The 13,299-nt window shown below is 61.4% G+C and carries 16 protein-coding genes; 6 read left to right on the forward strand and 10 right to left on the reverse strand.

Annotation, left to right across the window (positions count from 1 at the left end; all coding sequences use genetic code 11):
• Positions 1-101: 101 nt before the first annotated feature.
• Both AC1DUU_RS09955 and AC1DUU_RS09960 read right to left on the reverse strand, forming a co-directional pair.
• A complete protein-coding gene (locus AC1DUU_RS09955) occupies positions 102-815 on the reverse strand; it encodes a hypothetical protein (protein WP_476783261.1) in 714 nt (237 codons plus the stop codon).
• 10 nt (positions 816-825) lie between these two features.
• A complete protein-coding gene (locus AC1DUU_RS09960) occupies positions 826-1,938 on the reverse strand; it encodes an endonuclease/exonuclease/phosphatase family protein (protein ID WP_476783276.1) in 1,113 nt (370 codons plus the stop codon).
• Between the two features lie 156 nt (positions 1,939-2,094).
• Between AC1DUU_RS09960 and AC1DUU_RS09965 the strand changes: the two genes are divergently transcribed.
• The 3 genes from AC1DUU_RS09965 (at position 2,095) to AC1DUU_RS09975 (ending at position 3,777) form a co-directional block, all read left to right on the forward strand.
• A complete protein-coding gene (locus AC1DUU_RS09965; protein WP_476783262.1) occupies positions 2,095-2,601 on the forward strand; it encodes a BA14K family protein in 507 nt (168 codons plus the stop codon).
• A 135-nt stretch (positions 2,602-2,736) separates the two neighbouring features.
• Positions 2,737-3,372: a BA14K family protein gene (locus AC1DUU_RS09970; protein ID WP_476783263.1), complete on the forward strand. Its 636-nt coding sequence runs from the start codon at positions 2,737-2,739 to the stop codon at positions 3,370-3,372.
• Between the two features lie 111 nt (positions 3,373-3,483).
• On the forward strand, positions 3,484-3,777 hold the full coding sequence (locus AC1DUU_RS09975; protein WP_476783264.1) for a PilZ domain-containing protein: 294 nt from the start codon (positions 3,484-3,486) through the stop codon (positions 3,775-3,777).
• Between the two features lie 139 nt (positions 3,778-3,916).
• Here AC1DUU_RS09975 and ilvC read toward each other — a convergent pair whose 3' ends face one another.
• From ilvC to AC1DUU_RS09995, 4 genes are all read right to left on the reverse strand, one after another.
• Positions 3,917-4,936: a ketol-acid reductoisomerase gene (gene ilvC, locus AC1DUU_RS09980; RefSeq protein ID WP_476783265.1), complete on the reverse strand. Its 1,020-nt coding sequence runs from the start codon at positions 4,934-4,936 to the stop codon at positions 3,917-3,919.
• 23 nt (positions 4,937-4,959) lie between these two features.
• Positions 4,960-5,592, reverse strand: a complete 633-nt coding sequence (locus tag AC1DUU_RS09985; protein ID WP_476783266.1) for a TetR/AcrR family transcriptional regulator — start codon at positions 5,590-5,592, stop codon at positions 4,960-4,962.
• A 292-nt stretch (positions 5,593-5,884) separates the two neighbouring features.
• On the reverse strand, positions 5,885-7,729 hold the full coding sequence (locus AC1DUU_RS09990) for a potassium transporter Kup (RefSeq protein WP_476783267.1): 1,845 nt from the start codon (positions 7,727-7,729) through the stop codon (positions 5,885-5,887).
• 186 nt (positions 7,730-7,915) lie between these two features.
• A complete protein-coding gene (locus AC1DUU_RS09995) occupies positions 7,916-8,656 on the reverse strand; it encodes a pyridoxine 5'-phosphate synthase (protein ID WP_476783268.1) in 741 nt (246 codons plus the stop codon).
• A 131-nt stretch (positions 8,657-8,787) separates the two neighbouring features.
• Between AC1DUU_RS09995 and AC1DUU_RS10000 the strand changes: the two genes are divergently transcribed.
• Together AC1DUU_RS10000 and AC1DUU_RS10005 are read left to right on the forward strand one after the other, a co-directional pair.
• A complete protein-coding gene (locus tag AC1DUU_RS10000; RefSeq protein WP_476783269.1) occupies positions 8,788-9,177 on the forward strand; it encodes a SpoIIAA family protein in 390 nt (129 codons plus the stop codon).
• 47 nt (positions 9,178-9,224) lie between these two features.
• Positions 9,225-10,097, forward strand: a complete 873-nt coding sequence (locus AC1DUU_RS10005) for a hypothetical protein (RefSeq protein ID WP_476783270.1) — start codon at positions 9,225-9,227, stop codon at positions 10,095-10,097.
• 142 nt (positions 10,098-10,239) lie between these two features.
• On the opposite strand, the gene AC1DUU_RS10010 is transcribed toward AC1DUU_RS10005, so the two are convergent.
• Complete coding sequence (locus AC1DUU_RS10010) at positions 10,240-11,367, reverse strand: ATP-dependent DNA helicase (protein ID WP_476783271.1); 1,128 nt, start codon at positions 11,365-11,367, stop codon at positions 10,240-10,242.
• A 206-nt stretch (positions 11,368-11,573) separates the two neighbouring features.
• Between AC1DUU_RS10010 and AC1DUU_RS10015 the strand changes: the two genes are divergently transcribed.
• Positions 11,574-12,032: a GNAT family N-acetyltransferase gene (locus AC1DUU_RS10015; RefSeq protein WP_476783272.1), complete on the forward strand. Its 459-nt coding sequence runs from the start codon at positions 11,574-11,576 to the stop codon at positions 12,030-12,032.
• Between the two features lie 40 nt (positions 12,033-12,072).
• Here the strand turns inward: AC1DUU_RS10015 and AC1DUU_RS10020 are convergent, their stop codons facing one another.
• The 3 genes from AC1DUU_RS10020 to AC1DUU_RS10030 form a co-directional block, all read right to left on the reverse strand.
• A complete protein-coding gene (locus AC1DUU_RS10020) occupies positions 12,073-12,711 on the reverse strand; it encodes a glutathione S-transferase family protein (RefSeq protein WP_476783273.1) in 639 nt (212 codons plus the stop codon).
• A gap of 51 nt (positions 12,712-12,762) precedes the next feature.
• The gene (locus AC1DUU_RS10025; RefSeq protein WP_476783274.1) at positions 12,763-13,128 is read right to left on the reverse strand and encodes a nitrile hydratase accessory protein; all 366 of its coding nucleotides are present in this window, start codon (positions 13,126-13,128) and stop codon (positions 12,763-12,765) included.
• Positions 13,097-13,299, reverse strand: a 203-nt coding sequence (locus AC1DUU_RS10030) for an SH3-like domain-containing protein (protein ID WP_476783275.1), incomplete at its 5' end; no start/stop codon positions are given. The genes AC1DUU_RS10025 and AC1DUU_RS10030, both read right to left, overlap by 32 nt.

Genomic DNA, 13,299 nt, shown 5'->3' on the forward strand with positions numbered 1-13,299 from the left:
CCCCCGAAGTGCCGCAATGAAGTGCGTCAAATAGTGACGCCACGGCATTCCGGCAGCAAGGGCCTCCATGCAGGCTTGTCAGCCACACAAAGACAGCGTCTTCAGCTCTTTGAAAAATGCCATTCCGCCAGCGAGCTCATATGCGGCATCAGCCCTTCCGGCAGATCGTGCATGCCGCGGATGATGACTGGTCCTTCAATCTCGGGATCGGTCTCGGCGGCAACAAACTCGGAGATCCGAGTAGCCAATTCGTCGGCCGTCTCGGCCATGCGATAGCAGCGCACGATCACCGTTCCACCTTCGGCAGAAAGCGCATAGCAGCGTTCCTCGCGACTGGCGTGGCCAAGGTCGAGGCCGGTTTCCTCGCGCACCTCGCGCGCCATGTTGTAGTCGAGGTCGACCTGCCCGTCGGAAAAATCCTCCGGCTCAAATGAGCCAGCGGCGAAATAGACCTTGCCAGCATTGGCCGTATGCGCGCCCATGCGGATTGCCACCAGCGCGTTGTCGCTCGAAATCAGCATGGCATGCGCGAAAGCGTGCTCGGCGCTGGTAACCGGCTTCAGCTTCCGCCACAGCATGAAGGTCGAGAAACGGATCGCATGGCAGCGTCCGGTCAGCCGGTTGTCGCGATAGGCAAGCTCCGACAACAGCACGACCGTGCCGTCATACAATGACGGTCTCAGCTCGTTCTCGGCCGCCCAGTTGGCTACGATTGCAGCGGCATTGTCGCGCTCGAACGGATGCGGCTCGGGGTCGAGACGCACGTCGACCACGTCGACAGGCAGGATCTGGTTGCGCGGAATGTCGAAGGCCAAGCGAGCTCTCTCAGGTGATATCGAGGGTGATGGCCACCGGGYAGTGGTCGGAGGCCTTTGGCCTGTCCCMGCCGGCGCGCGGATATCGGTCCACCTCCTGCCCGGGCGGAAAGATCGTTCGCCAGGGCTGGCCGCGACGGATAATGTCGGGCATGGCCTGGGCGTTGGCGCGCGCCAATGCTGGCGACAGCAGGATGTAATCGAGCTGGCACAGATGCCGCTCCTGCGGTCCACGCGTATGATAGAGCGTCCAGCGCTCCATTTCCGGTCGCCGCTCGACGATGTTTTCGGCAAAGCCGTCGCCAAGCAGTACGTCCAGGCTTGACCTGCTCTCGTTGGCGATGGTGAAATCATAGCCCTGATAGGTGTCGCCGCCGATCACCAGGCGCTGACGATAGTCGTTCATGTCGCCGCCGATCACCCAGCGCTTTTCGGCCGCATGATCCTTGCCGAAGCGGTCCTCGATAATCCGCCGCACGGCCTTGGCTTCGGCGACGCGGATCGGCATCGTGGCGTCGCGTCCATTCAGCCCGTTTCGCGGCGACCCCATCGATTTGAAGTGCACCGAATAGATGGTCAGCGGCTTGCCGCCGATCTTGACGTCGATCTCCAGGCAGTCGCGGCGGAAGACGCGCTCGAACGGCTCCTGCCCCAGTTCGGCAAGCTCCGGCGTATGCAGCCCGAATTCCTCGAAGGTGACATGCGCGTGACTGGTCATGCGCACGAACTCGATCGACTCGCCGTCAGCGGTCTCGGTCCGCATCATCACCGCGACATCGATGCCGCGCGAGTCGTTGCCGGAGGTTGTGTATTTGTGCTGGTAGCCCTGCCCCACCATCTTGAACAGATAGCCATATTCGAAAGCCTTCAGCGCCTCGATGTTGTCGACTTCCTGCAGGCAGATGATGTCGGCCCGGGTTTCGGCGATCGCCAAGGCTGTCAGCTGGCGGTTGTCGTCGGCATGCGCGATAGCCCGCGCCTGCTCGAGCAGGCGATATTCCGCCTCGCTGTTGATCTCAAACAAGGCCAGTGTTCGGTCCTCGTTGAGCTGGTTGCGGTAGCCCGAATAATCGAACCTGTTCATCAGGTTCTCGACATTGAAGGTGGCAAGGCGCAGCGACATGGCCGCGAGCATTGCCTTCATGTCAGGCCAAATACAAGCCCTGCCGGAACAGGCACAGTCCGTTCATTACACGTTCAGGCTGAAGGGCTTTAACTGCACCACCTCCATCGAAACTGTGGGCTGGGGCCTTAGGGAATAGGACATCAGGAGACGACAATGAAATGCGAACTCTCATCGCTCGCGCGCGTAGGGCTGTTTGCCCTCGGCCTTGTGGCGGGCATGCCCTTGGCAGCCTCCGCCGGACCGGCGAGCTTCGGCCAGATGGCTGCTCCGCAAGTATCCACTGAAGTGACGCCCGTCCAGTTTTGCGGCAATGGCGACTGTCGGCGCTATGATCGCCGCGACGGATGGCGCGGAGAGGGCTGGCGCGGCGACGGATGGCGCGGGCGCGATGACAACTGGCGGCGACACTACCGGCCCTACCGCCCGAATTATTTCGGCGGCAGCGGCATCTATTTCAATTTTGGCGTCCCGGCCTACCGCTACTACGAACCGCGATACTACCAGCCGCGCTATTACGAACCCCGCCGCGTCTATCGCTCAGGCGTCTCGTCGCCACATGCACGGTGGTGCTACAATCGCTACCGTTCGTACCGCGCCTGGGACAATACGTTCCAGCCTTACAACGGCCCGCGCCAGCAGTGCTGGTCGCCCTATCGCTGAACCCTGACTTTGCGCGATATCGCCCGCGGCAGCGGGCGAAACAGCTGGAACGTCTGCACTCGCCACGCGTTTACATGAGCGCCGTGGTGCAGCCGCTCCGGGTCTGCACGGACGCCGTTTCCCGTGGAGATCGCAATGACGTATATCTTCTCAGCAGTTGCGCGCTCGGGACTATTTGTCCTCGGCGCGCTGGCCGGCACATCGTTGCCGGCATTCGCCGGTCCCATTTCGGCACCACATTTCAACATTCCAAATGCACCCGGCGGAACGCCGGATGCACTTCAGCCCCAAAACGCTGTGCTCCCTGCGGATGGCAGTTTTGACGGCATGGTGCAACTTGTCCGCGATGGTGGCTGGCACGGCGGCGGCGGCGCTATGTTCATGCCTCGCGGCGGCGGCTGGAATGGTGGTGGTGGCTGGCATGGTGGCGGCGGCTGGCACGGCGGTGGTTGGCATGGTGGCGGCTGGCATGGCGGTGGCTGGCATGGCGGTTGCTGTTATGGCGGCTGGGGTGGCGGCGCCTTCGCCTTGGGTCTGGGGCTGGGTCTAGCGGCCCCGCTCTACGCCTATGGTCCCTATGACTACTACGGCCCCTACAACTATGACCCAATCTACGTGCAGCCCCGTTATGTCCGGCCGCATTATGCGGTCCGGCTATCGAGCGCCCACATTCACTGGTGCTACAACCGCTACCGTTCGTATTCGGTCTACAACAACACCTTCCAGCCCAACCATGGTCCGCGCCGGCAATGCTGGTCGCCATATGGCTGAGACACCGTTTCGCGCGGCGCCAAAGGAGATGCCGGGCAACTCGATGTTTACATTGTCTGCATAATGGCTACAGCGGCGTTGCTGAAGCACCGGCAAGCTGTGGGCCGCTCCATGACTGACGACACGAGTACAAACAAACAGCGCGAGCACCGCAATCGCGTGCTCAAAGGCGCATCGATCATCACGGGCGTCAGCAATTCGGAAATCACCTGCACGATCCGTAACATGCACCAGAGCGGCGCGGAGCTGCGCGTCAGCGCCGACGCACGCATCCCTGAGCGTTTCTTGCTCTACGTGCCGGTCGACGGCGTAGGCTACCGCTCGATTGTCCGCTGGCGCCGAGGCGACCGCATCGGTGTGCAATTCGAAGGTACCGAGCCCAAACCGGCCTGGCACTACGGCTGACGAGACCAATTCAATGAAAAAAGCCGGCGGATCGCTCCGCCGGCTTTTTTGATTCATCCGCCGTCGAGCCCCTTGGAAGCCCAAGGCCAATCCGCCCCGCCGAACCCGATGGCCGGCAGGGTCGAATTGTGAACGGATCTTAGTTCTTGGCCTTGTCAACCAGCTGGTTCTTGGCGATCCAAGGCATCATCGCGCGCAGCTTGGCGCCGACTTCCTCGATCTGGTGGCTGTCGTTCATGCGGCGGATGCCCTTGAAGCGGGCAGCGCCCGAACGGTATTCCTGCATCCAGTCGGAGGTGAACTTGCCGGTCTGGATGTCCTTGAGCACGCGCTTCATCTCGGCCTTGGTCTCGGCGGTAATGATGCGCGGACCCGAGACGTATTCGCCCCACTCGGCGGTGTTCGAGATCGAGTAGTTCATGTTGGCGATGCCGCCTTCATAGATCAGGTCGACGATCAGCTTCACTTCGTGCAGGCACTCGAAATAAGCCATCTCAGGGGCATAGCCGCCTTCGACCAGCGTTTCGAAACCGGCGCGGATCAGCTCGACCAGGCCGCCGCAAAGCACGACCTGCTCACCGAACAGATCGGTTTCGCACTCTTCCTTGAAGTTGGTCTCGATGATGCCCGAACGGCCGCCGCCAACGCCGCAGGCGTAGGAAAGGCCGAGGTCGAGCGCGTTGCCCGAAGCGTCCTGGTGAACGGCGACCAGACACGGCACGCCGCCGCCCTTCTGGTATTCGCCGCGCACGGTGTGGCCCGGGCCTTTCGGCGCGATCATGATCACGTCGACGGTCTTCTTCGGCTCGATCAGGCCGAAATGCACGTTGAGGCCATGGGCAAACGCGATCGCGGCACCATCGCGGATGTGAGGAGCGATCTCGTCGCGATAGATGTCGGCCTGCAGCTCGTCAGGCGTTGCCATCATCATCAGGTCGGCCCATTTGGCGGCTTCAGCCACGGTCATGACCTTGAGGCCGTCGGCCTCGACCTTCTTGGCGGTCGCCGAACCAGCCTTGAGGCCAACGACGAGTTCCTTGGCGCCCGAATCCTTGAGGTTCAGCGCATGCGCGCGGCCCTGGCTACCATAGCCGATGATGGCGACTTTCTTGCCCTTGATCAGATTGAGATCGGCATCACGATCGTAATAGACACGCATTGGGGGTTCCTTCCCGGTTATAATCAAAGGGCCTTCGGCCCGGTTTTCGCTCCATGAAGAGCAAGAAACTGCTGCGTTGCGCGCGCGGCGTCGCCGTCGATCTCCGCATCAGTCAATTCCAGCCGGTCACCGAGCAGCAGACGAATCTGCACGTCCCGGGCAACCAGCCCGAAAAAGGTTCGGAACGCCGTTTCGGCGTCGTCGAATTCAAGAAGTCCAGCCTCGCTGCCAGCTTCCAGCACCGGCTTCAGGCGCCGGCCCAGAGCGAATCGGCCACGCTCGAGTACGATGGCGCCAAGATCGCGCTTGTCCGAACCAGCATGCACGACCGCAACGCGGTTGAGCGCGATCGAGGTGTCGCTCGAGATCACCCTAAGCCAGTCCGAGGCGAAGCGCTCCAGGCTTGCGGTCAGCGAGACGAGATCCAGCCCCTTGCGGTCGACGGGCGGCACGCGAACTTTCGACGCCTGCCACTGCACGGTCGCGGTCAGCAAGCCGTCACGGTCGCCGAACCATTTGTACAGCGTCTCCTTGGAGCAGCTGGCGCGCCGCGCGACAGCCGTCATTGTCAGGCGGTCGCCCTCCTCGACGAGTAGGCGCAGCACCGCATCGAGCACGTCTTGCTGACGTGCCGTCGGCCCCTCGCCTTCCATCATCTCGGTGGTTGTCTGCAACATCGTTCCCAGCCTGCCGCGTGACGCCGGTGCGCTCCAAAAATACCGTACCGTACGTTACGGTTCGGCTTATGCCGCAATCAAAGGCGCTCCGCAAGACGTCAGGGAAAATTTCTGGCACGAGGCTACGCAGTTGCCTGATCAGGTAGGGATCCTGGCGGCATGGTTCCGCCCGACCAATCCAGACTGCCTCGTTCAGACCTGCCCGCGCGAATGGACCGGCAGGGAACATAGGTGGCGTGTTGGCAATGCTTCACGTAGTCGCAGGCAGCCTTCAGATCGAAACCTGGGTGCCGACTTCGACAACCCGTCCGGTCGGGATCTGGAAATACTCTGTCGCATCCGCAGCCGTGCGCGCCAGGCCGATGAACAGCCTGTCCTGCCAAACCGGCATGCCAGAATTGGGCGATGCCTTCAGCGAGCGCCGCGACAGGAAGAACGACGTCGTCATGATGTCGAATTTCCAGCCCTGCTTGCGGCAGATGGCCAGCGCCTTGGGGATGTTCGGTTGCTCCATGTAGCCAAACTTCAGCTTCACCCGCATGAACAGCTCGTTGACCTGCTCCATCTTCACGCGCTCGCTGTCTGGCACCACCGGCTGCTGTGCGGTCACCACCGACAGGATGACGTTCTGCTCATGCAGCACCTTGTAGTGCTTGAGACTGTGCATCAAGGCGGTCGGCGCACTGTCGGGATCGCTGGTCAGGAACACTGCCGTGCCGGGTACCAGATGCGGCTTTTTCTTCATCAGGCTCTCGGCCAGGAAGTTAAGCGGAATCTCGTTTTTGCGGGTCTTGTCGAACAGATAACGGCTGCCGCGCACCCAGGTCCACATGATGGTGACGATGGTAAAGGCAACCGCCAGAGACGCCCAGCCACCCTCGAACACCTTGACGATATTGGAAGCAAAGAAGCCGAGATCGATCAGGCCAAAAACCGTGATCGCCACGACAACGGCGGCAACCCGCCAGCGCCAGACACGCAGCATCACCACCGAAAGCAGCAGCGTCGTCACCAGCATGTTGCCGGTGACCGAGATGCCATAGGCCGAGGCCAGCTTGCTCGATTCACCGAAACCAACGACCAGGAGCATGACCACCAGCGCCAGCAGCATGTTGACGCGTGGCATGTAGATCTGGCCCAGCGTGGTTTCCGACGTATGCTGGATCACCAACCGTGGCAGCATGTTGAGCTGCACCGCCTGGCGCGTCAGCGAATAAGCACCCGTGATCACCGCCTGGCTGGCAATGACAGTGGCTGCGGTTGCCAGCACCACCATCGGCACCAGCATCCAGCCTTCGTTCATTTCGAAGAAGGGATGGCCGACATTGCCACCATGGCTGAGCACGAACGCGCCCTGGCCGACATAATTGAGCAGCAGGCACGGAAAGACGATGCAGAGCCAGGCCAATACGATCGGCCGGCGGCCGAAATGGCCGAGATCAGCGTAAAGCGCCTCAGCGCCAGTCACGGCCAGGAAGATGGCGCCGATCGTCACGAACGACACTTCCGGCTGGTTGGCAAGGAACCGCACGATGTAGATCGGGTTCACTGCCCAGAGGATTTCGGGATCCTCGATGATGTGCACAACGCCGGAATAACCAATGGCGATGAACCAGATCAGCGTGACCGGACCAAACACGATCGCCACGCTGCCGGTGCCGAAGCGCTGCACCGAAAACAGGATCGCCAGGATAACCAAGGTGAGCGGCACGACATAGGGCTGGAAAGCCGGCGTGACGACATTCATGCCCTCGACCGCCGATAGCACCGAGATCGCCGGGGTGATCACCGCATCGCCATAAAACAGCGAAGCGCCGACCATGCCAAGTGCGAGGATGATGCCCGAGCGTTTGGGCAATGTCCGCCGCGCCAGCGCCATCAGCGAAAGCGTTCCGCCCTCGCCGCGGTTATGGGCCCTGAGCACAAACATGACATATTTGATGGTGACGATGATCGTCAGCGCCCAGATGATGAGCGACAGCACACCGAGGATATCCTCGCGCGAAGCGATCTGCCCGCCCGCCGACGCCACCAGCGCCTCGCGAAACGCGTAGATCGGGCTCGTGCCGATATCGCCGAAGACGACGCCAAGCGCGCCGATCACAAGCAGTCTCATATCTTGCGAGTGACCGTCCGTCTGGACCGCCTGCCCGCTTTTTCCCGCTTTGTCAGCGCCGGCACCGGTMATAAACGACTCTCCGTGAAGCCGCGGGGCTCTACGCTTGCCGTGTCGCAAAAGCAACAGCTGTTTTGCGGCAGCTAATGTTCTGCCCGTGCAGGCGATGCATGGTTTGCGAGGATATTACCACCCGCACGCCTTGAGATAGCGCTTAATTGTGCCGGCCATGCCATGTTCCAATGCATCGGCCGTAAGGCCATGGCCGATCGAAACTTCAGCCAAACCGGGAATACGCCTAATCAGCTGGGGCAGATTGTCGACGACAAGATCATGTCCGGCATTGACCGCAAGGCCAGCAGCAAGCGCTGCCTCTGCGGTTTGCCCGAGCAATTCCAGTTCCTTGGCAGCCTTTGACGAATCATCGATGCAAGCGCCGTAAGGCCCCGTGAACAGCTCGATTCTGTCCGCGCCGGTGTCGCGCGCGGCACTAACGCCAGCCGGATCGGCATCGGCAAACAGCGAAACGCGGAAGCCGCCCTTCTTCAGCCGCGCCACCACAGGCTTGAGCAGGCTCGCCTGCGCAACGAAATCCCAGCCATGGTCGGAGGTTGCCTGCGACGGATCGTCTGGCACCAGCGTCACTTGCTCTGGCTGATGCTTTTCGACCAGTTGGAGAAAGTCTTCGCTCGGATAACCCTCGATGTTGAATTCGGCCTTGGGAAATTCGTCGTCGATCAGCGCCCTGATCTCCGGCAGGTCGGAAAAGCGGATGTGGCGCTGGTCGGGCCGCGGATGCACCGTCAGCCCATGCGCGCCGGCGGCGAGCGCTATGCGGCCCAACCCGGTCACGCTCGGCCATGGCAGGTCGCGCCGATTGCGCAGCATGGCTATGGCATTGACGTTCACGGAAAGCTTGGCGGGCATAGGCAACTCACAGTAACAACGAGACCAACGCACCTATCACGGCTTGGGTGGGAACAGAGAGCGCTTTTATGTGTTCCAGAGGGGATGCGGACGAACGCACCCCAGATCGCCGAGGACGCAGGATGAAATCCATGGAAACACCACCGCCTTTCCGCCGCATCGACACCGACAACAGCGATGTCTTTGCTTTCGAGATCGTCGGGCATTTCACCCAGGCCGACATCGAAAATGCCTATGGCCTGCTCGACGCCGCCTATGAAGGCCACGACAAGTTCGACGTTCTGCTGCGCGCCAGCGGCTATGACGGCTTCGACTGGTCGGCCCTGTTCAATCCCTTGACCTTCAAAGGCAAGATGAAGGCACTGCATCATATCAAGCGCTATGCGCTGGTGGGCGGACCTGTCTGGATGGGGCCGGCGATCGGCCTCATCGCGCCGCTGACCTCGATCGAAACCAGACATTTCACTGATGCCGACGAGGCAAAGGCATGGGAATGGCTTGGGGCGAGCCCGGTTGAATAGCCAGCGGTCACACTCCGGTCACCGGCGCACGCCAGACAGCAGCAATCATGCCCAATATTCGCATCGTCGATTCGATCACCGCCCCCGGTTCCGCTGCGCGCCCGAATGAGGACAGTGCCGGTGGCAACGCCACTTGCGCCTTCGTCATCGACGGCGCCACCGGCCTCGGCGGCAACAGCATCGTTGGCCTGCACGGTTCGGACGCCGCCTGGCTCGCCCGTTTTGCCCAAAGCACCTTCGAAGAGCTCGTCCGCAACGGCCGCCCGGTTGCCGATATCGTGCGCGAACTCAACCAGCGCGCTTTCAACGTCGTGCATGAGGCCGCCAACTTCTTGCCGATCGAACCGTGGAACATGCCGGTCGCAAGCTTTCAGATGGTTCGCATCGAAGGCGAAACACTGGTGACGCATGGCTTGGGCGACTGCCGGCTGTTTTTGGTCGATGCCGAAGGCACGGCGCTCGAAACCAGCGCCATCAAAAGTGCGCATGCTTACGAGCGCGACGGCGCCCGCACGGCAATCGCACTGTCGGGCGGCTTCGCCACGCACCAGGCGCTCGCCGACGCCCCTGTCGTACGCGAAGAGCTGCGCAGGCGCCGCGCCGCCTATAACCGCCCCGGCGGTTCTGTCTGGACGCTGGGAACCGAGCCTGAAGCCGCAGATCATCTCGTCACCGAGCAGCTTTCCGCCGCCCTGCCCGCCAGGGGCCTGCTGTGCTCCGACGGCTTTGCCGCCCTTGTCGACCAGTATGGCCGCTATGGCATTGCTGAATTCGTCCGCGCGGCGGTCGACACCGGTCTGGCGCCACTGCTGCAGGAGCTGCGGCACATCGAGCATGTCGAAGACCCCGATGGCGAACAATTCCCCCGCTTCAAGGTTTCAGACGACGCGACAGCGGTCTTGTTCGAGATTGTTGCCTGACGGCGAGGATACCAGCTCAGATTCAGGTCAGGCCGAGCCGAAAACGGCGGATTTCGAGAGCCGAAACGGAGCGTACATTCGAGTACGCGAGTATCGGAAGCGCAGGAAGCCACCGTTTGCAGGCCGGCCTCACCTGAAACTCTCAGCGCACGATGGTCAGGCGCTCAGCAGCACGCGTAATCGCCGTATAGAGCCAGCGCTGACGGGTCTCCTTGAAGGCATAGCTTTCGTCGAACAACACGACATTGTTCCACTGCGAGCCCTGTGCCTTGTGCACCGTCAGCGCGTAGCCATAGTCGAAATCGTCGTAGCGCTTCTTGGTGCCCCAGGGGATTTCCTCGTCCGGGCTCTCGAACACCTGCTTCAACAGCTTGATCTTGGCGACGCCGCGGTCTGGATCGTCCTCTTCCGGCGCGACCAGAAGATTGATGCCCGGTTTCACTGTCTCGCGAGACGAGGTCATCACCTTCCACAACGAACCGTTGAGCAGGCCCTTGGCCGGATCGTTGCGCAGGCACACCAGCTTGTCGCCGGCCTGCGGATAGCCTGCCGTAAAGCCCTTGAGCTCGCGCAGCCGCTGATTGTAGCGCTTGCGCGTCCGGTTGGTGCCGACAAGCACCTGGTCAGCGTCGAGCACCAGATCCTGGTTGACGTCTTCCTTGCCGATCACCTGGGCAGTGCCATAGTCGCCGCGCATGAACTCGCGGCCCTCGCGCACGTCGAGCGCAAGCCTCAGGATCGGGTTGTCGCGCGCCTGGCGATGGATTTCGGTCAACAGGAAGTCGGGCTCGTGTTCAGTGAAGAACCCGCCGCCCGAAATCGGCGGCAGCTGTGCCGGGTCGCCCAGCACCAAAACCGGCGTGCCGAAGGTCAAAAGATCGCGGCCAAGCTGCTCATCGACCATCGAGCACTCATCAATGACCACGAGCTTGGCCTTGGAGATCGGGCTCTGGCGGTTGAGCGAAAACGTCGGCGACATCGATGTCTTGCCGGTCGTCTCGTCGGCTATCGCCTCTTCGCCCTTCGGCCGATAGATCAGCGAATGGATGGTGCGCGCGTTGGTCGCGCCCTTCGAACGAAGCACCTGGGCTGCCTTGCCGGTGAAGGCGGCGAACTGCACCTGCCCGTCGACATGCTCGGCGAAATAGCGCGCCAAGGTCGTCTTGCCGGTGCCGGCATAGCCGAACAGGCGGAAAAGCTGCGGCTTTCCGGATTTGAGCCAGCGCGCCACGGCCTGCAGCGCATCGTCCTGCTGAGGTGAGAATTCCATGGGTTTGACTGACAGGATTCGCCCTAGAAGGGCAAGGGATTTGGGTTAACAGAAGCTTTCCAACTGCCACCTTGCCCAACTTCGTGATTGAGTGTGCAGGCTCCGCCGTATCGTCTGCGTGCCAATAAAGACTGACAAAGGAATGTCGTGTGCCGTCTGATGTTGAGATTCCGCAGATCCGCCAGCTGGTTCAGGGGGACGACACCGTGGCTGTCCGCGACCTGTACAATCGAGCGGCTGACTTTGTGGCACTGGAAACAGGGACGGTGCCGGACGACTCGACCGTTGCGGAGTTCTTCGCGGATTGCCCGCCCGGCGCCGATGCCTCTATATCGCAGAAGCTGGGCCTGTTCCTGCCCGATGATCGGCTCATTGCGATTGCCGATCTGGCTTTCGGCTATCCCGAGGTTGACGACGCCTATATCGGACTGCTGCTGACTGACAAGAACTGCCGAGGAATGGGCTTGGGCCGCGTTTTCCTGGAACACCTGAAAGGCCTCGCGCGGACAGGGAACGCCAGTCGGCTTCTGATTGCGGTGTTGGACGAAAACCCACGCGCTCGCGCCTTTTGGGAACGCGAAGGCTTTCGTTTGATCAAAAGCTTTGCCGATTTCAAACTCGGCCAGAAAACCCACGTCCTGCACAGGATGTGGCGGCAACTCTAGGCAATCTTGGGAAGGTCGTAAGGGAAACCTGCTCTGGGCGCTAACTCGGCTTCGTCGCCAGCATGCTTGGCCTGGTCGCCATACGCGCCCACCACGACGCAAGATTGGCGTGACGCTGCATCATGTCACGCCCCTCTGGTGTCAAAAGAAAATAGTTAAACATCGGCGCGGCATGGAGGTCGGCCAGCGACAGATTATCGCCAACAAGCCAGGTACCGCTTCCCATGAGATCGGAGATCGCCTTGAGGCATGTTTCGGCTTTTGGAAGGGCTGCAGAAATGGCCGCTTCGTCGGCGCTGCCGCCCTTTGAGGGCTTAGACACACGTTCCACATAGATGCCCCAAACCAGAGCGGGATAGGCATAGCTATCAGCAATGCTGATGATCTGGTTGGCACGCGCCCGTTCGCGAGGATCAGAAGGCTGGAGTCTGGGACCATCAAACGCCTCGTCGATATATCTTGTTATCGCGCTGGTCTCGTAAAGGCTGAAGCCATCATATTCGAAGGCGGGTATACGGCCGAATGGCTGCCTTTCCAGATAGGCAGGCGGTACACCTTCACTGGCGAAGACATCGACCGGCACGAGGTCGTAGGCTATGCCTTTTTCCGCAAGCGCCAGCCGGACGGCGCGGACATAGACGCTATAATCGTCACCGAACACACGCGGTCTTGTCGTCATTAAAACCTTCAGGGGTCTACGGCACCGGCGCGGAAAGCCTATTACGGGCGCCTAATTCCACTCCGGATCGTTCTCCAACACAATCGGCTTGCCATGTGGCGTCGCGTGCGCGGCGCGCTCCCAGGCAGCGGCAACCGTGTCGACCTCGTCGCGGCCTGCAAAGCCCTTTTCAGCCAACAGCCGCTCCAATGCGGCAAGCCAGCGTTCGTAATAGTCGCTCCCGTCGCTCGCAGCATCGGGCTTTTTCACCTCGGCCGAAAGCCGCTCGGCCCATTCCGCCCAGGTGAACAGGCCGCGCTCATGCAGCGCCACCACCATGGCAAACGCCTCGGCCTGCCACGGCTCGGAAAACACCTGCTCGTCGATGATAGCCGGAAGGGGCGCTTCATGCCGGTTCAAGATAGCTCTCCCAGGCATCGATGCTGACTTCGAGCAACGGGTCCGCGCCCTCGCCCCACAATTCGCCCGCAGCAAACACCACGGTGTAGACCCATTGCGGGTTTTCGCCCCGGCCATGGGCGTTGTCGTCGGGAAAGACAAAACCTTCGCGCACCGCGTCGATCACGCCTTGCTTGCCACGCGCATAGC

This window comes from Aminobacter sp. P4_H6_2, from assembly GCF_056400805.1.